Origin of the sequence: Pseudomonas poae (genome assembly GCA_028869255.1) — a bacterium.
GTDB lineage: Bacteria > Pseudomonadota > Gammaproteobacteria > Pseudomonadales > Pseudomonadaceae > Aquipseudomonas > Aquipseudomonas poae_C.
Genome location: CP110972.1, coordinates 3394620 through 3411950, shown reverse-complemented (window position 1 = coordinate 3411950; position 17331 = coordinate 3394620). Strand labels below are relative to the sequence as shown.

Here is a 17331-nt window from a genome sequence, read left to right as displayed (position 1 = left end):
TCAGAAATCGACCGTGGTCGACAGTAGAAGGGTGCGTGGCGAGCCTTGAGAAAACGCCCCATACGAGGCGACGCCCGACCAATATTCACGGTCGAACACGTTCTGTACCGTTGCGCGGAAAGTCGTCGGCCGCTGGGCGATGCGCGTGCTGTAGCGCACACCCACATCGAAGCGGGTCCAGGGATCCAGTTGCTGGGTGTTGGCCTGATTCACGTATTGGCTGGCGGTGTACAGCGCGCCGCTGGTCAGCGTCAGCCCCTCGACCCAGGGCACGTCCCACTCGGCCCAGAGATTGGCTTGAACCTTGGGCACCCCCACCGGCGTGTTGCCCCGGTTGGCCGCGACCGCGCTTTTGGTCAGTTGCGCATCCAGCAGCGTCACGCCGCCGAGCAGGCGCGTGCCTCGGCCGGCCTCGCCGGATACGTTCAACTCCAGGCCCCGGTTGCGCTGTTCGCCTTGTACCGAAAAGGTCGTGCCTGCGAGTTCGCCGCTGGGTTTGGTGATCTGGAACAGCGCGAGTGTGGACATGACCGTGCCGTAGTCGAGCTTGAGCCCCACCTCATGCTGCCGCGAGACGTAGGGGGCGAAGATCTGGCCCGCGTTCGAGGCCGTGGAGGGGGCGATATCGCCTTTGCTCAAGCCTTCGAGGTAGTTGTAGTACAGCGCCACATGCTCCCGGGGCCTGACCACGACCCCGAACAGCGGCGTGGTCTTGCCGTCGTCGTAGGCCGTAGTCACCGCGCCTGCCGCGTTGTAGTTGTTGGACCGTATGTTTTGTTTGCGCAGGCCGGCAGTCACCTGCAGGCGCTGATCCAGCATCGACACAGTGTCGGCGACCGCGACGCCCGACAATTCGGTCGCCGAGACTTTTGGCGTGGCGGGCGCGGCAATGTCAGCCTCGGGTTGCTCGACCGGGTGGTAAATGTTCGACAGGATCGGCGCGCCGGAACGGATGCCGCGTGACAACTCATCGCGATAGCGCGTGACTTGCAGCGTGGTGCTGTGGCTGATCGGCCCGGTGTCGAAGCGCAGCCGGGCCCCGCTGTCGACGGTGTAGCGCCGGACTTTGAATTGGTAATAGCCGGGGGTCGACGAGGTGTCACCGGCGGTGTTGATGATGGTCGGGGTCTGGTCGGACAGGCGTGCCACGTTGGACTTCCCGCCGCCGGCATGGGCGAACAGGGTCAGTGCGTCGCTCACGTCATACTCGCCGCCCAGCAATGCCGATTGGTCGCGGGTCTTGGACCAGCCCCACGCCTGGCTGACGTTGGTACGCCCGTTGGCGGCGTGCGGAACCGGCACGCCGGGAGCGATCAGAAATGGCCGTGACGCCGCGTCAAATTGCTCTTGCTGGGCAATCAGGTCGAGGCTGGTGCGCAGCCGATCGCCCTGGTAATCCAGGGAGATGGCACTCACACCGACCTCCCGCGATTGTTTGTCGATCACGGTGTCACCCTGCTGCACACGGCCATTGACCCGCACGCCGAAGCGGCGGTCCTCGCCAAACCGCCGACTCAGGTCGACGTGGGTGCCCAGTTGCAGGTCCTGGGCGTAGCTGGCAGTGACGCGGGTCAGGTCTTCGTCCAGGGAGCGCTTGGGGACCACGTTGATCACGCCACCGACGGCGCTGTTGGGGGACATGCCGTAGAGGAGCGCGCCGGGGCCTTTGACCACTTCGATGCGCTCGGCGTAGTCGGTGAACACCCGGTAGTTGGAGGCCACGCCGTACACGCCGTCGAACGCCAGCTCCCCGAGGTTGCCTTCGCCCACCGGAAAACCACGGATAAAGAATGAATCGACGATCCCCCCCGTCTGGCCGGTGGAACGGACTGAGGAGTCGCGCTCCAGCACATCGCCCACGGTGGTCGCCTGCTGGTCTTTGATCAGTGACGCGGTATAGGTGCTGATGCTGAAGGGCGCGTCCATCACATCCGTATTGCCGAGCAGGCCCAGGCGCCCGCCCTCGGCCACCTGGCCGCCCGGATACTCGGGCGGCAGGCTATCGGTATGTTTTTGCGGCGCATCCACCGTGGTGGCTGCCAGCGTTACCCTGCGCAGCACCAGGGTGTAGCTGCCATCGCTGCGCAACACCATCTCCAGGCCGCTGCCTTCGAGCAACCGCGTGACGGCCTCCTGCGTCGAGTAAGTCCCGCGCAGTTCAGGGCTGGTCAGCCCTTGCGTGATCGACGGCTCGAACGCCAGGGCAATGCCGGCGTCCACGGCAAAGCTTGAGAGCGTCGCGCCGAGCGGGCCGGGGGCAATGTGGTAGGCCTGCAACGCGACCGAGTCCAATTGGGCCGGCACCCCCGCCAGGGCCGACGGGCACACGGCACTGGCCAGCAGTAGGCTGAGCACTGCGCCGCGCACCATCGGTTTGAACGGACGAGCCGGACGCAGGGGTCGTGCTACGAGCATGAATGGATGACCCAATGGACAAGAGGAAAAGGCTGTTCCCGAGTTAGCCAGCCGAGATCGAAAAAAGTATCACCCGGGCCACAGTTTTTTTTGCGCGGGATCAGGCCGGCGAGAGCGTGACCCAATAACCGCGCAAATGCCGGTTGGCCAACACGGGGTAGGTGTGCACCAGCATGCTCAAGGTGCGATCGGTATCACTGATCGGAAAGGCCCCGGAAATGCGCAGGTCGGCGATGGCGGGATCACAGCGCAGGAAGCCTCTGCGGTAGCGCGCCAGTTCTGCGACAAAATCCGCCAGGCGCATCTTGTCGGCCATCAACATGCCTTGGGCCCATGCGCCGAGGGTGCGATCGGTCGGCGTCAGGTCACCAAAGGTCTGTGAGGAGAAGTCTGTGCGCTGCCCGGCGTTGACGATCAGCGGTGGCGTCTGGCGGCTCTCGGCCAATCTCACGCTCACCGCGCCGTCGAGTACCGCGAGGTGGGTGCGCGAGTTCACTTCGCGCACGGTAAAGCGGGTGCCCAGCGCCTGCATGCGCCCCTGGCGGGTGCTGATCAGGAAAGGCCGGGGCAGGGGGCGGTGTCCACGGCGGTCTGCACCAGGATTTCACCTTCGCGCAGGTGAATGAGCCGTTGGCGGTCGTCGAACATCACATCGATGGCGGTATCGGTGTTCAGGGTGATGTGCGAGCCGTCGGCCAGGGTCAGTTCGCGGCGTTGGCCAACGTCGGTGCGGTAGTCCGCAGACCATTGCTGCGACTGCGCCAGCTTCCAGCTTCCCCAGCCCGCCGGCATCAACGCCAGCAGGATCGCCAGCTTGCCCAACGCGGCACGGCGTTCCGGGCTGTTCGGCCGGTCCAGCGCCGACATCGCCAGGGAGGGCGGCAGCCCGCCGAACTTGCTCTGCAGCAATTGCGCCCGCGACCAGGCGCGATCACGCTCCGGGCTGCTGACCTTCCAGCGCTCCCATTCGGCACGTTCTTGCTCGCTCAGTTCGCGCTCGCTCAAGCGCATCAGCCACTCGGCGGCTTCTTCGAGTACCTGAGGGTCCAGTGGCGGTTCCTTGCGCAGACCGAGCATTCACTCCACCAGCATCAGGCACTGGACGAAGGCCTGTTTCATGTAGCGCTTGACGGTGATCAGCGATACACCCAACTGCTCGGCGATGTCGTCGTACTTGAGGCCATTGATCTGCGACAGCAGGAAGGCGCGTTTGACCAGCGGCGCCAGGGTATCGAGCATGGCGTCGATTTCGTGCAGGGTTTCCAGCACCAGGAAGTGCGCCTCGGGCGAGGGCGCTTCGTGGGTAGGCACGTTCGCCAGTGCATCCAGGTAGGCGCGCTCCAGTGCCTTGCGCTGGTACCAGTTGATCAGGATGCCCTTGGCCACGCAGCTCAAGTAGGCCCGTGGCTGGTCGATCACCGTGACTTGTGAGGCCAGGATGCGGGTGAAGGTGTCCTGCGCCAGATCCGCCGCATCCATGGCGTTTCCCAGTTTTCTCTTCAGCGTGGCGTACAGCCAGCCGTGATGCCCGCTGTACAGGGCCTCGATGGCGCGCAGGTGATTGAGGTGATTCGCGGAAGAGGTTTCGCTCATGGCGGCAGATTTGTTTGTAATTGAGAAGTATTCCCAATGCTAGTTGACAAACCGACTTGAGCGCAAGCGCGATCGTGTCCCGTGATCAGGCGTGTGACAGGCGTATCAAGGCGTCAACCAGCGCGTCGATTTCAGCTTCGGTGTTGTAAGCGTGAACCGACGCACGGCTGACTTCAAGCAAGCCCCGATGCTGCATGTCGAGTAGGGTCGAGCCCGCCGTCGAGGTGCTCACGTTGATGCGCCTGGCTTGCGCTGCGAGCCACTGCTGCACCCGTGGGGCGCTGTGGTGCCGATGACTGAAGGTGACGATGCCGGACTTTACACGGCCCAGGTCTTGCGGTTCGAGAGCCGCCACTTCGGTCAGCCGATGGCGTAAGTAGCCCGCCAGGTGCTGGATGCGCTGCCACATCGGTTCAATGCCTTGCGCCAATGCGTACTCCACCGCTGCCCCCAGGCCCAGTTTGGCCGCGACGTTGCATTCCCAATTTTCAAAACGTCGCGCATCCTCGCGAATTTTAAAGCTATGCGCCGTGAGCAAGGAGGCCGCATGCAGGTCAAGAAACACCGGCTCCAAGTGTTGGCACAGGGACTGTTCGACATACAGAAATCCCATGCCCCTGGGCCCGCGCAGGTATTTTCGACTGGTGGCGGTGAGCATATGGCAGCCGATTTTTTGCACATCGATCGGCACCTGCCCCACTCCTTGGCAAGCGTCCAGCAGGAACCACACACCCGCCGCCCGGGCGAGGGCCCCGATCTGCTCGACGGGTTGCACAGGCCCGCCGTTGGTGGCGATCATCGGCAGCGATACCAGGGTGACGCGCTCGTCTTCAAGCAGGGTCGCCAAGGCCGCGAGGCACACCTGGCCGTGTTCATCGTTGGGAATGATGCGGATCTCGATCCCGCGCTGCTGCCTCAGTTGCAGGTACGGGATGTAGTTGCCGGCGTATTCGGTCATGGATGTCAGCACGGCGTCGCCGGGCTTCAGCGCCAGTGAATAGAAGGCCATGTCCCAGGCACGGGTGGCGTTTTCGACCACCGCGATTTCATTGGGGCGCGCATTGATCAGGCGCCCAATGGCGGCGTACACATTCTCCAGTTCTGGCGCGCATTGGGCGGCCGCTTCATACCCGCCGAGGCGGGTTTCCTGTTGCAGGTGCCCGGTGATGACCTGGACCACCGGCTCAGGCATCAGCGCCGCACCGGCATTATTGAAATGGAGCAGATGCTCGACACCCGGTGTGTCGGCACGCAGTTGTTCGATGTTCAAACCATTACCCCTTGTTCAGTCGCTGCCCGCAACGCGATTGGACGGTTCGCACACCGACCAGTACCGCAACGCGACCATGGGAATCAGCGCCACTGCATAGGCCAGGCACACGAAAAGATAGGTGTATTGCAAGCCGTAGACCTGGCTCAGCAAGCCACCAATGGAGATGCCGGCAATCGAGGCGAACTGCGCAGTACTTTGAGCAATACCCAGTACGTAGCCTTGTCGCGAGCTGTCGGCGGTTTTCGAGACCAATGCCATCAGCACGGGCGTGGTCGCCCCCAGCAGTACCCCCCAAATGAAGTAGGCGACGATAAATGCCACGGGGTTGCGCGTTACGCCCGCCACGGCTGTCAGGGCGATGCAGCCCATGACGATATACGTGATGCGTTGCAGCGTTTCTGCCTGGGAACGATGCTCGAAGTAGCGTGACCACGCTGTTGCCGACAGGATAAAGCCCAGCGCCAGCAACCCGTAGCACAGGCCGACGACTGAGTTGCTGACCTCGAACGTCGTGCTCACGTACAGCGAGAACGACGTCTGCGGCAGCATGCGCGCCAGCAGCAAGATCCCCATGACGCACAGCAGTGACAGCAGGGGGGAGCTGCGCCATACGCTGGCGGTGCCTGCGGCCGGCGTGCTGGTGGCCGCCGTCGGTTTCTTTTGTACAGGCGGCACATCCGGCAACGTCACGGCGGCGATTACGGTACAGACTGCACAAAGCACCGAAGCGACGATGTTGATCCAGAAAAACGTCGCGTAATCGAGGATCAGACCGCCAACAACCGCGCCCAGCAGTGAGCCGACATTGGTCGATATCTGCAGAATCGCAAATAACCGGGCCCGTCGCGACGGGGCTTCGATACTCACCCCGTACGCCTGCGCCGGGGCTATATAGCCGGCAAAGGCGCCCTGCAGAAAACGCAGGACCAGGATTACCCAGATGTCACTGAAAAACGCCAGCCCGAGCTGGGTCAGGGACAACCCCGCGAGTGCGCGGATCATCATTAATTTGTGGCCGTAGCGATCGCCGATACGGCCCCAGAATGCGCTGGTCAGCATGATGCCCAGCATCGGCCCGACGTACACGGCGATGCTGGCGAAGCTGAATACCGACTCCGAAGAGGCCAGCCCGCGCAGGTGCACGGGCCAGAACGGCCCGCTCATTTCCATCGCGCCCATGGAGACCAGTTGGATCGCGAACAGAAGATAAATGAGGATTCTCACACTCGAACCCTGGATGGCACCTGCTTGGGACATGAGACGGCCTCGGTAATTAAACGGCAGCTAGCGGGTTGGTCAGCGTGTGCTGCAAACGGTAGTTGGAATACTGCATCAGATGCATACGCAGCAACGAACGGGTAGGCCATGGATCCTCAACAAAGGCCTGGCGCTCGACTTCCCACACCTGCGGCGCGACCCGCTCGCGCACGGCAGCAAAGGCATTTTCGGTTTCCTCGCGCAATATTGCCCACAAGCGTGTGTTGTCCATGGCGTACTCCTTGGTCAGCCACAGGGCCATTTCATGCAGGTGTGTGAGGAACGCGGCGTCCAGTACAAACGTGCGTACCGGCTCGATATCGCCAGTAAAGACCGTAGGCAGAATGCCAGGCTGCACGTGCGGCTGTAACGTATAACCGCGTTCTTCCAGCAGCGGGGCGTAGGTTCTGCCATCGCCAAAATCGCGGATCAGCAGGCTGCGCGGCAAGCCATCGGGTGAGAACAGCACCATGGTGTTCTGCTGGTGCGCTTCGAGCCCGATACCGTACAACAGATAGATCGCCACCACAGGGTGAGTGACGACTTTGGCATACTGGCGAAACCACTGTTCGACGCTGGCGGCGTCGGCACGCAACCCGTCGCGCTCGATCAGGTCGGTAAACAGTGGCCGACCGCTGCCCGGCAAACGGGTGAACAACGAGGCCACAGTGATCGGCAGGCGATCATCGCTGCGTTCGAACGCTTGCCGACTGGCACGAAACACCACGGACAAGTGTTTTCCCGGAACGTCATCCTGGGTGATCGCGTGTCGGTAGCGCACGCCGATTTCTTCCGGGAAAATTTCCAGTTGCTGGTCGAAACCATTTTCGGCTTCCAGGATTTGCGTGATTACCGTGCTGATACGCGGCCCCATATGGATCGACTTGGCTTGCAGGCTGCGTAACTCGCTGGTCATCCACAGCGCGATGGGCAATTTGATCAGCGGCGCAGCAGGGTCCAGCACCGGCATCATTGTGCGGTATGACATGGTCGGCAGCGTCTGGATATCCGGGCCCTCGGTGATCAGCAGGCCTTCTTCGATTTCCGCAGCAAATGTCTTGAGCACATACGCCTGCAAATGCCAGGCATGAATCGGCAGTGGCAGCCATTGCGTTTCATCCAGGCCCTTGGCGTTGAGCGCCGCCTTCCAATGCTCCCAGTGTGCCGGGAAGTTGCTGGCGAACCAGGCGTGGTAGCTGGTCACGTGAGGCATGCTTTCGCTTTTGGCCATGTCGGCCCGTAGGGCGGCGATCCGCAGTGCAACCTGCGCGTTGAACTCCGGGGACAGCTGTTCGACTTCAGCGTCATTCAGCCCGGGGCGGGCTTTCCAGGTCGGGTAGTAGGGGTGGCCTTCCAGCGAGCCCCACTGATCCAGCAAGATCGCGGCGTCCTTGGTGCTCAAGTGCCGGCGCAAGTAATCGGTGAGGCTGGTGAGCCCCTGATCTTGAGCGGCCTGAGCCAGGCGGGCGTTCCAGTGTTGGCGATACTGGCGTGCATGGGCGTCGTTCAGCAGGCTGTTTTCCATGTCCGACTTGAGACCGGCCACGCCTTCGTCGCTGGGCTCGAAGTCGAAACTGTCGCGCAGTACATCCAGCAAGTCCTGATGGCGGGAGATCACCTGGCGCACGCCTTCGGCCGTCAGCAGCACCACGTCGCCCTCATTGACCAGCGTATCGGCTGGGCCCAGCGTAATCGCGGAGAAAAAAAGCCGTGCGCCGCTCTGCTTGAGCGGGTAGGTGGCCTGATGGCCGTCTTGGGTAAACGCCAGCGCCGAACGATCCAGGATATTTTCCGCAAACAAGCAACGAATCAGCCGGCGCAGGGCGTTCTTGCGGGAGTAGGCGATCAAGGTGTTGAGGTCATCCATATCAGCTATCTGCTCGTTGAGTCATTGATTAAAAGGTTATGCCGTGCGAGGCCATTGGCTCGGGAAGTAATCCAGCGCCGAGTCGCGCAGGCCTTGCATATAGGCAACGCTCCAGTGCAGGACTTCTTCGATATAGGGCACTTTCAGCTCAAACCGCCTGGCCATTTCCACCAGCAGCACCAGGCCATAGGCGACGTCTTCGTTGAACGCACGGCTCTCACGCTCGATCACATACCCGGCGCGGTTATCACCGGCCGGTACCATGGGCGCGAGGATGTCGTTGTAGGCCTGGTTGGTGCGCAGAATGGACAGCATGCTGCTCTGGTCGCGAATCTGATCGCCGTACGCTTCCACGATTTCCTGTTTCAAGGATTTGACGGACGACAGGTCGACGCCCATGCGCTCACTGATGACCGCACACAGTGCCTGGCTTTCCTGATCCATGCGTTCCAGGAAGTAGGCGCCCAGTTCGGGGCACTCCGTCCACCAGCTCAGGCGCTGCGGAAAGATCTTGCGGTGCCATTGTCCGTAGGGGCCGATCAACCCGTAGATCACCGAGCTGTGCATGATCGGGTTACCGGGCGTCAGAGTGATCTCCAGGTAGTGATCGAGCAGCGTGACGCAAGGGCCGTAGAGCCGTGTGAGGATCTCGTGCAACTGCTGGCGCGACGCCTGGGATTCGCGGGCATGGGTCGCGACATACAGCTGGCTTTTGCCGCCGCCCATTTTTATCGACCGGCCGGGCTTGAGTTCGAAGGCGGTATGAGGCACGTCCTTCATGCCCCAGATCACCAGGTTCGGCTGGTTTGCCAGTGTGGCTTCGGCCAGCCAGTCGAACCCGCAGAAGCCCGGAATCGCACCGATGTACACCGGTTTGCGGGTGCTCAGATGCGGCGCGATGGCCTGCAGGGTTTTAGCGCGGGCATGGGCTGGCACCGTGATGATGACGATATCGGCGTCCTCCACGGCCGGCCTGGCCTCGGCGGTCACCCGATCCAGTCGGGCGCTCAGTGTGGAACCGTCCGGCAGCAGGGCCTGGAGCGGTACCTGCCGGGCGTGGTGATCGACGACTTCCAGGTTGCTGGTCAGCAGCGAAACCTGGACGTCGGGCAGTTGCTTGAACAGGATTGCGTTGAGATGACCGGTTCGGCCACCGCCGCAAATGGCGACTTTCAGCGGGTTCATTTAGAGGCATTCCTTAGTCGAAAGAGGCTCATGCGACGCTGAGTTGCAGCGGGGCGGAGCTGGACTCCTGCCAGTGGTGCTTGCCCAGCCAGGTATCCAACTGCGACGCGACGCCGGGGTCGAGCAAGTCGCGTTCCTCCAGCCACTTATCATTGAAGACCGTGTGCAGGTATTTTTCGCCGCCGTCGGCAATCGGCACCACCACATTGCCGCTCAGTACGCCTTTGTGAATCAGCTCCAGGGCCTTGAAAATCGCGCCACCGGTTGAGCCGCCTACCAGCAGGGCAAGGTGGCGGGCGATATAGCGGGCGGTCTCGAAGGCTTGTGAGTCGGTGACCTGCACCCCCAGGTCGATGCAGCTGTAATCAAGCACCAGCCCCACCGTGTCCCCGGCAGGCGTGCCGGTGCCGGACTGATAGTACGGATAGCCGGGGTGCCCGAAGACGATGGAGCCTGCGGGCTCCACTGCCACGGTCACGATGTCGGGGTTGTGCTGTTTAAGACCTCGGGCAATCCCGGTCATTGAGCCTCCGGTACCGACGCAGCCGACATATGCGCCGATAACACCCTCGGCCTGGGCGATGGTTTCCCGCACAAAATCGCTGTAGCCGCCGGCGTTGGCGGCGTTGTCGGACTGGTTCATGAAGACGGCGCCCGGGATCTGCTCGGCGAGCTCGGCCGCCAGGCGCTGGCGCTCTACCACCGCGACTTCATCTTCGCGGTAGGTCCCCGCGACAAACCGAATATCGGCGCCCAGGGCCTTCATCACCGCGATCTTGTCCTGCGCCGCGTGATGGTCGACCACGGCGATAAATTGCAGGCCGAATTCGACGGCGGCCATGGCCAGGCCGATGCCGGTATTGCCCGAAGATGATTCCACCACCACGCCGCCCGGCTTCAAGCGTCCGGACTTGAGTGCGGCGAGTACCATGTTGCGCGCCATGCGGTCTTTAATACTGCCGCCGGGGTTATTCTTTTCTATTTTTAATAACAGCCGGGCGTCAGTGCCCGGTATATAAATACCCAACATGGGCGTATTACCAATCAGTTCGGAGACTTTGGTCAGTATCATAGGAAGTACTCCCTCTAGTAGTCAGGTGAAAATGCGTAGTTACCTTGCGTGCAACAGGTCGCCACCATTCGCCGGGGCAGCGGGTGGCGATGAAACTCGTTCTCCAGCAAGTCCATTTGATAACCAGCGGTATTCGCATAGATCAATAAGTCGCCGGCGTTGGGGGAAACGCTAAAGTTGATCAGGCGATGGGTAATGACGTCGTCGTCCAGGCAACTATGCCCGGCAATATAGGCTTGCATCGGTGTGGGTGAGGTTGGCGGCGTACTGATTAAAATCGGATCAATCAAATATTCGGATGAGAACCATGTTTCGCAGGCGCTGAAGCTGCTGCCTTCCACAAACAAGACAGTTTTGTTATCGGCCAGTTTTTTGCTGCGTGTAATGCGAAATACCGAGATTGCGGCTTGGTCCACCAGACTTCGGCCTGGCTCCAATGCCAGGGTGATGCTGTTGGCTTTCAAATACTGGGCAATGCTCTGTTGCGGCGAGAAGGCACTTTCCAGAAATAGTGTCAGCCATTGGCTTGCCGTCAAGTTGCTGCCGTAAGGGTAATAAGACTCGGGCACTGACTGGTTGTAATAGTGACTTGGAGTATTGTCGTTCTGCAAAAAAAGAGCGTAGGCGTGTGGCTCGATATAGCGGATGGGTAAGCCGCCCCCAATATCGATCATGGTCGGGTTTAACCCCATCTTCCGCGCCACATCAACGAAATCGGTCACTTCACGAAAGGCCTGTGCTCGAGATTCGAACCCATAGCCACCGAGGTGGAAATGAAAACCCTCGAGCTCAAAAAATGCCCGAAGTCGGGTCAGTAAATGCAAGCACACCAACAGGTCGGCGGCGCCCATTCCGAAGCGGCTGCTCGTACAGTTTTTGGGCCTGTAACGCAGCAAAACCCTGGCTTTTATGGCCTCGCTGCGGGTTTCGACCAGTGTTTTCAAATGGTCGAACTCTTCCAGTGAATCCACGCAGATCAGTGCGCCGGCCTGCACGAGCGCCCGATGAAAATCCTCGGTTTTGGCAGGGCCGGTGGCACACAACTGATCGGCCGGCACCCCGGCGCGCAGTGCTGCGTGCATCTCGTAAATGCTGGAAACGTCGACGCCGATACCGGACGCCTTGGCCGCGCCCAGCAAACATTGCGACTTGTTGGCTTTGGCGCCATAGAAGATCGCGTGCTGAACTTCATGCTGTTTCAGCACTGTTTGCAATGCGCAGGTGTTCAGCGCAAAGGCATGTGGCCATACAAGATTCAGGGGGGAACCGTGTTGCGCAACGAGTTCCAGCAGTTTGTCCGGTTGGCTATGTAACAGCTGTGCGATGCTTGCGTCCAATAATGGATTAAGCCTGTTCGAAAGATAAACTTCGGTCCGCGCTTCATTGAGGCGCGTTGTTGCAATAGACATAACTATCCCCTGGCGCTTATAGCGTCGTCATTCATATTTCAATCACTCAAAGAGATTGATGAATGTGGTCTTGTCGCTCGACGTGTTTTTAATGCTTATGCGTTTGGCGGTGGATGCCACACAAATCCTGCAGGCGAAACAGTGGCTTTGATGGTAATAAACTGTTCACAAAAAAGTTGCATAAGAACCCCATTCCATAAGGTTTATACGGGTGTAGCGAACGGCCACTAACTGCTGGTTTTACTGCTCTAACTCACCGACGAGCGATGGGTGAATGATGTCGCTAAGCCATACTTTGGGTGAGCGTTAAGACTTGCATGTGCCGAGGAAAAGTTTCTCTTGGCGGCGTGAACAATATTGCTACCGAGAACGATTATCAAGTAAGGTTTTCAAATATTTCAAATTAATACCGGCTCAAGAGCGTTGCGCGAACGTGTATTTGCACGCGCTTGCGGGCGTTCGTCCCTAGTTTGAAAGCGGTGTTAATTCATTGATCAATAAGGGGTTAAACGTTGATCGGCGGGGGCGGTGCCAGAGGCGCAATTTACCCGCCCTGGGGCCCCTGAAAATTTTGCAAAAACCACGACTGATGCACGCCAAGGAGAGATGCAATGAACACTGATCGTCCGAGTACGACCGCCCTGCTTCCCATCAGCTACCTGTTCGTTCCGGGGAACCGCCCGGAGCGTTTTGCCAAAGCGGTTGAGGCCGGGGCGGATGCAATCATCCTGGACCTTGAGGATGCGGTTCATCCCGAGAGCAAAGCCGCTGCCCGAGCGGCCGTATGGGCGTGGCAGGAGAGTACGCCAAGCGTTGCGAGCCAGCGGTTTATCCGGCTCAACAGTGTCGGCAGCGCGTTGTTCCGTCAGGACCTCACATGGTTGGGCGACATGCGTTACCCCGAGCGTTGCGCCGGGGTATTTTTGCCCAAGGCCGAGGCTCCCCAAGCGTTGGCGCGGGTGGTCGAGCAGTTGCTGGCGTGGCAACCCCAATTGCACATTGTCGCTATCATCGAGACGGCCAAAGGCTTGCAGCAGGTGGAGGCGATTGCCGCGATACCCGGCCTGGCGCGCCTGGCCTTCGGCTCGTTGGATTTCTCCCTGGATATCAATTGCGCCCAGGTGCCTGAGGCGTTTCTGTATGCACGCAGCCGCATCGTGCTGGCCTCTCGCACTGCGGGTTTGCCGGCGCCGATCGACGGGGTTACGCCTGCAATCAACGACCTGGCGGTGGTCGCCCACGACTCGCTCTACGCTCGCTCACTTGGGTTCGGGGCCAAGCTGTGCATCCATCCGGCGCAGCTGGCGACGGTGCAGCGCGCGTTCCTGCCCGATGCGCACCAACTGGCCTGGGCGGATCGGGTGATGAGTGCCGTGGCCGGGGGGAGCCATGCGGTGCAAGTTGACGGCGAAATGGTCGATCTGCCGCTGATCGAACAGGCGCAACGCCTGCTGGATCTGGCCCGCCGATACGCGGCGGTCGCCAAGACCGGAGCCTGCTGAACATGCTGCCGGGGCAGGGTGGGATGGAGCAGGCCTATCAGATTGCGCTGCGGCCCGTGTGCGAAGTGCTGCAATCGGAACAGGTGGATCCGGCCAATGTGCAGTGGCTATGCGACTCGATTATCCGCGCGGGGCATTGGCTGGAACCGATCATCGTCGAGCGCACGCAAGGCATCGTGATGGACGGTAATCACCGCCTGAACGCGGCGTTGCAGTTGGGTCTGTGCCGGGTGCCGTGCATCCAGCTTGACTATGCGGACCCACGGGTGTGCGTACGGCACTGGCACACGGGGCACGCGTTTGAGGTCGCACGGATTTTCCACACCATCGCTCGCGGCGAGATCTTTCCGTACAAGACCACGCGGCACGTGTTTGATCCGGCGCTGCCGGTCATCGCGATACCGCTGGATCGCCTGTACGAATGATCCATGCAAAAAAAATCAGGCGGGAGGGTGATACTTTTTCGCAGGTCGACTGGCATTAGGAGTGATTCCCATTTTCTCTCGTTGAAAGGATCCTCTCGTCATGCCTGTTGCCAGTCGGCCCTGCGGTGAGCGCGTGTTAACTCTCGCCATTCGAACCGCCCTGTTGAATTTCGTCATGGTCGCAGCGGGCGCCAATGCCTGGGCTGAGACACCAACGCCTGCCGCCACGGATGACAGCACGCCCAGCCTGACCCTTGACACCACCACGATTGACGGCCGCTACAACGGCCCGACGGCGCTGCCCGAGGTGCTCGCCGGTGGGCAGGTGGCACGCGGCGCACGGCTCGGCATGATGGGCAACAAAGACCTGATGGACACGCCGTTCAGCGTCACCAGCTACACCGCCAAAACCCTCGCCGACCTGCAAACCGTCACCGTCGCCGATGCCCTGGAGCGCGACCCCTCGGTGCGCTCCACCGGGCAGACGGGCGGGATTGTCGATTCGTTTTTCATTCGCGGTTTTGCCATCGGCGAAGGCAACCTGGGTGAGTTGGCCTACGACGGCGTATACGGCGTAGCCCCCAACTACCGGGTCTTTACCGAGTACGCCGAGCGTGTCGAAGTGCTCAAGGGGCCGGGCGCCCTGATGTATGGCATCTCGCCCAACAGCGGCGTCGGCGGTGTCATCAACATCGTCCCCAAGCGGCCGCTGGACCAGGACCTGACCCGTTTTACCGGCAGCTATGCGTCGGACTCCCAAGCGGGCGGGCATCTGGATATCAGTCGGCGGTTTGGTGAAGAAAACCAGTTCGGCGTGCGTTTCAACGGCAGCCTGCAGGGCGGCGATACGGCCGTCAACGACCAGCATCGCGACGTGGGAATCGGTGCGATCGCCCTGGACTATCGCGGCGAGCGGCTGCGGCTGAACCTCGACTACATCAGCCAGAAGGAAAGCTTCGACGGCGCCTCACGCCCGTTCACCATCGCACCCGGTGTTGACGTGCCATCCGCCCCGAATGGCCGCACCAGCCTGCCGCAAAAATGGGGCTGGTCGGACACCAAGGAACAGTCGGCGTTGCTCGGCGGTGAATATGACCTGAGCGACAACCTCACCGTGTTCGCGCATGCGGGGGCGGCAAGTCGGATGTGAAACGCCTGTCCGACCAGGTGCCGCGTATCCTCAATGACGCCGGTGACACCAGCAACATCCCGGGCTATTACAAATTCAACGTTGACCGTTCTACTGCCGACGTGGGGATGCGCGGGCTTTTCGCCACCGGCCCGGTGACCCATACCACCACGCTGATGGCGACCCGTTACCAGGATGAGCTGTCGCGGGGCATCAACAACGGCACGGCAATCCTCTCCAACATCTACCACCCGGTGGACACGCCCAAGCAAAGCATCAACACGCCCAAGGTATTGCGTATCTCCGAGTCGGAGTTGTCCGGGGTGGCGCTGACCGACACCCTGGGGATGCTCGACGACCGCCTGCAACTGACCCTGGGCGTGCGCCGACAGTTTATCGAGTCACGTAACTATAATGCCGCCGGCTCCGTCAGCTCGCGCTACAGCGCCAACGCCACCACGCCGTTGCTGGGCGTGGTGGTCAAGCCGTGGGAGGACGTGTCCTTTTATTACAACTATGTAGAAGGGCTGAGCAAGGGCGATGCGGCACCGGGCACGGCGAGCAACGCCGGGGAAACCTTTGCGCCGTATGAGTCCAAGCAGCACGAACTGGGGGTGAAGTATGAACACGGCACCTTCATGACCACGGTGGCGCTGTTTCAGATCGAAAAACCTGCCGGTGAACTGGGCGCCAATGGCGTGTATTCGGTGCAGGCCGAACAACGCAACCGTGGCCTGGAACTGAGCGTATTCGGCGAAGTAGCCACCGGCACCCGTTTGATGGGGGGCGTGACCTTCCTCGATGGCGAGCTGACCCAATCAGCGACTCCCGCCAATCGGGGCAACAAGCCGGTCGGCGTGCCCGACATCCAGGCCAACCTGTGGGCCGAATACGACACCCCCTGGCTGGAAGGTTTCACCCTCACCGGCGGCGCGATCTACACCGACAGCCAATACGTCAACCAGGCCAACACCCAGCAGCTGGATGCCTGGACCCGGATTGACGCCGGTGCGCGGTACGCCACCAAGATAGAAGGGCGGCCGACGACGTTCCGCGCCACGGTACAGAACGTCTTCGACCGTGAGTACTGGTCGGGCGTCGCCTCCTATGGCGCATTTTCCCCAGGGTATCCGCGCACCTTGCAGCTCTCGGCTACCGTCGATTTTTGACGTGCGTCGAGACATTAATAAGTGCCATGGCTAATAGACCGGCGGAACGATCAGTTCCGGCGGCGTCGGGCTGCGGGAGTAGTCCTCCTGCCTCACGCGTTGTGGCAGTTCGATCAGGGGTAGCTCGACTTCTTCATAAGGCATCTGCCCAAGCAGGTGATGAATGCAGTTAAGCCGGGCTTTCTTCTTGTCATCGGCCTGCACCACCCACCATGGCGCTTCGGCAATGTGGGTACGCTCCAGCATGATCTCCTTGGCCTTGGTATAGGCTTCCCAGCGCCGACGCGACTCCAGGTCCATGGGGCTGAGCTTCCACTGCTTGAGTGGGTCATGAATGCGGCTGAGAAAGCGCAGGTGCTGTTCCTAGTCGGAGATGGAGAACCAGTATTTGATCAGCTGGATGCCGGAGCGGGCGAGCATGCGCTCGAACTCCGGCACGGTGCGGAAGAACTCCTCGTACTGGTCTTCGTTGCAAAAGCCCATGACTTGTTCGACGCCGGCGCGGTTGTACCAGCTGCGGTCGAACAGCACGATTTCACCGGCGGCCGGCAGGTGTGAGACATAGCGCTGGAAGTACCATTGCGTCTGTTCGCGGTCGTTGGGCGCGGGCAGGGCGGCCACGCGGCAGACCCTGGGGTTGAGCCGCTGGGTAATCCGCTTGATCACCCCACCTTTGCCGGCGGCATCGCGCCCCTCGAACAGGATCACCACCTTGGCGCCGGTCTTGACCACCCAGCTTTGCAGCTTCACCAGTTCGCCCTGCAGGCGGAACAGTTCACTGAAGTAGATCCGCCTGGCGGCCTTTTCGCTGCTTTCCTCCATGTGCTCATCAAACAGGGCATTGAGGTCGTGCCCGTCTTCGGATAATTCCAGTTCCAGCTCTTCATCACTGTGATCAAGCAGCTCACGGTGGATGCGCTGTATCAAGGCGTCTGCTGTTGAGGACATGGGCGGCGCTCGCGTCGGGGGAGGGGAGTGCCAGAGTGTTAGTCGCAACTTGTTACGAACTAATTACAGGCGCAAACCCTGTGTCTG

General features: G+C 61.0%; 10 protein-coding genes and 3 pseudogenes. 3 read left to right on the top strand and 10 right to left on the bottom strand.

The genetic code is table 11. The features are described from left to right. The 9 genes and pseudogenes from LRS56_15225 to LRS56_15185 all read right to left on the bottom strand — a co-directional run bounded on the left by LRS56_15225 (position 1) and on the right by LRS56_15185 (position 12071). Positions 1–2415, bottom strand: coding sequence for a TonB-dependent receptor (locus LRS56_15225; GenBank protein WDU60281.1), 2415 nt, complete (start codon positions 2413–2415; stop codon positions 1–3). 100 nt (positions 2416–2515) lie between these two features. After that, positions 2516–3492, bottom strand: a pseudogene (locus LRS56_15220) (FecR domain-containing protein). Further along, complete coding sequence (locus tag LRS56_15215; GenBank protein WDU60280.1) at positions 3493–4008, bottom strand: sigma-70 family RNA polymerase sigma factor; 516 nt, start codon at positions 4006–4008, stop codon at positions 3493–3495. 85 nt (positions 4009–4093) lie between these two features. After that, positions 4094–5278: an aminotransferase class V-fold PLP-dependent enzyme gene (locus tag LRS56_15210; protein WDU60279.1), complete on the bottom strand. Its 1185-nt coding sequence runs from the start codon at positions 5276–5278 to the stop codon at positions 4094–4096. Positions 5279–5293: 15 nt separating this feature from the next. Further along, a complete protein-coding gene (locus tag LRS56_15205) occupies positions 5294–6538 on the bottom strand; it encodes an MFS transporter (GenBank protein WDU60278.1) in 1245 nt (414 codons plus the stop codon). Between the two features lie 16 nt (positions 6539–6554). Further along, positions 6555–8405 carry an IucA/IucC family siderophore biosynthesis protein gene (locus LRS56_15200; protein ID WDU60277.1) on the bottom strand — a complete coding sequence of 617 codons (1851 nt, stop codon included), beginning with the start codon at positions 8403–8405 and terminating at the stop codon, positions 6555–6557. Positions 8406–8441: 36 nt separating this feature from the next. Beyond that, positions 8442–9590 (bottom strand): NAD/NADP octopine/nopaline dehydrogenase family protein, encoded by a 1149-nt coding sequence (locus LRS56_15195; protein WDU60276.1) that lies wholly within the window; start codon positions 9588–9590, stop codon positions 8442–8444. 28 nt (positions 9591–9618) lie between these two features. Then, on the bottom strand, positions 9619–10662 hold the full coding sequence (locus LRS56_15190; protein WDU60275.1) for a cysteine synthase family protein: 1044 nt from the start codon (positions 10660–10662) through the stop codon (positions 9619–9621). Positions 10663–10676: 14 nt separating this feature from the next. Next, positions 10677–12071 carry a Y4yA family PLP-dependent enzyme gene (locus LRS56_15185; GenBank protein WDU60274.1) on the bottom strand — a complete coding sequence of 465 codons (1395 nt, stop codon included), beginning with the start codon at positions 12069–12071 and terminating at the stop codon, positions 10677–10679. A 611-nt stretch (positions 12072–12682) separates the two neighbouring features. Between LRS56_15185 and LRS56_15180 the strand changes: the two genes are divergently transcribed. The 3 genes and pseudogenes from LRS56_15180 (at position 12683) to LRS56_15170 (ending at position 16296) form a co-directional block, all read left to right on the top strand. Further along, positions 12683–13573: a CoA ester lyase gene (locus LRS56_15180; protein WDU65663.1), complete on the top strand. Its 891-nt coding sequence runs from the start codon at positions 12683–12685 to the stop codon at positions 13571–13573. A gap of 2 nt (positions 13574–13575) precedes the next feature. After that, entirely contained in the window at positions 13576–13998 is a 423-nt protein-coding gene (locus tag LRS56_15175; protein ID WDU65662.1) for a ParB N-terminal domain-containing protein, read from the top strand. A 100-nt stretch (positions 13999–14098) separates the two neighbouring features. Continuing rightward, positions 14099–16296, top strand: a pseudogene (locus LRS56_15170) (TonB-dependent siderophore receptor). Between the two features lie 30 nt (positions 16297–16326). On the opposite strand, the pseudogene ppk2 reads toward LRS56_15170, so the two are convergent. Then, positions 16327–17244: pseudogene (ppk2, locus tag LRS56_15165) on the bottom strand (polyphosphate kinase 2). Positions 17245–17331 lie beyond the last annotated feature (87 nt).

Excerpts from the sequence above, each read along its gene's own strand:
- LRS56_15205 (WDU60278.1), bottom strand. The coding sequence starts at position 6,538 with ATGTCCCAAGCAGGTGCCATCCAGGGTTCGAGTGTGAGAATCCTCATT.
- LRS56_15175 (WDU65662.1), top strand. The coding sequence starts at position 13,576 with ATGCTGCCGGGGCAGGGTGGGATGGAGCAGGCCTATCAGATTGCGCTG.
- LRS56_15200 (WDU60277.1), bottom strand. The coding sequence starts at position 8,405 with ATGGATGACCTCAACACCTTGATCGCCTACTCCCGCAAGAACGCCCTG.
- LRS56_15180 (WDU65663.1), top strand. The coding sequence starts at position 12,683 with ATGAACACTGATCGTCCGAGTACGACCGCCCTGCTTCCCATCAGCTAC.
- LRS56_15215 (WDU60280.1), bottom strand. The coding sequence starts at position 4,008 with ATGAGCGAAACCTCTTCCGCGAATCACCTCAATCACCTGCGCGCCATC.
- LRS56_15190 (WDU60275.1), bottom strand. The coding sequence starts at position 10,662 with ATGATACTGACCAAAGTCTCCGAACTGATTGGTAATACGCCCATGTTG.
- LRS56_15225 (WDU60281.1), bottom strand. The coding sequence starts at position 2,415 with ATGCTCGTAGCACGACCCCTGCGTCCGGCTCGTCCGTTCAAACCGATG.
- LRS56_15195 (WDU60276.1), bottom strand. The coding sequence starts at position 9,590 with ATGAACCCGCTGAAAGTCGCCATTTGCGGCGGTGGCCGAACCGGTCAT.
- LRS56_15185 (WDU60274.1), bottom strand. The coding sequence starts at position 12,071 with ATGTCTATTGCAACAACGCGCCTCAATGAAGCGCGGACCGAAGTTTAT.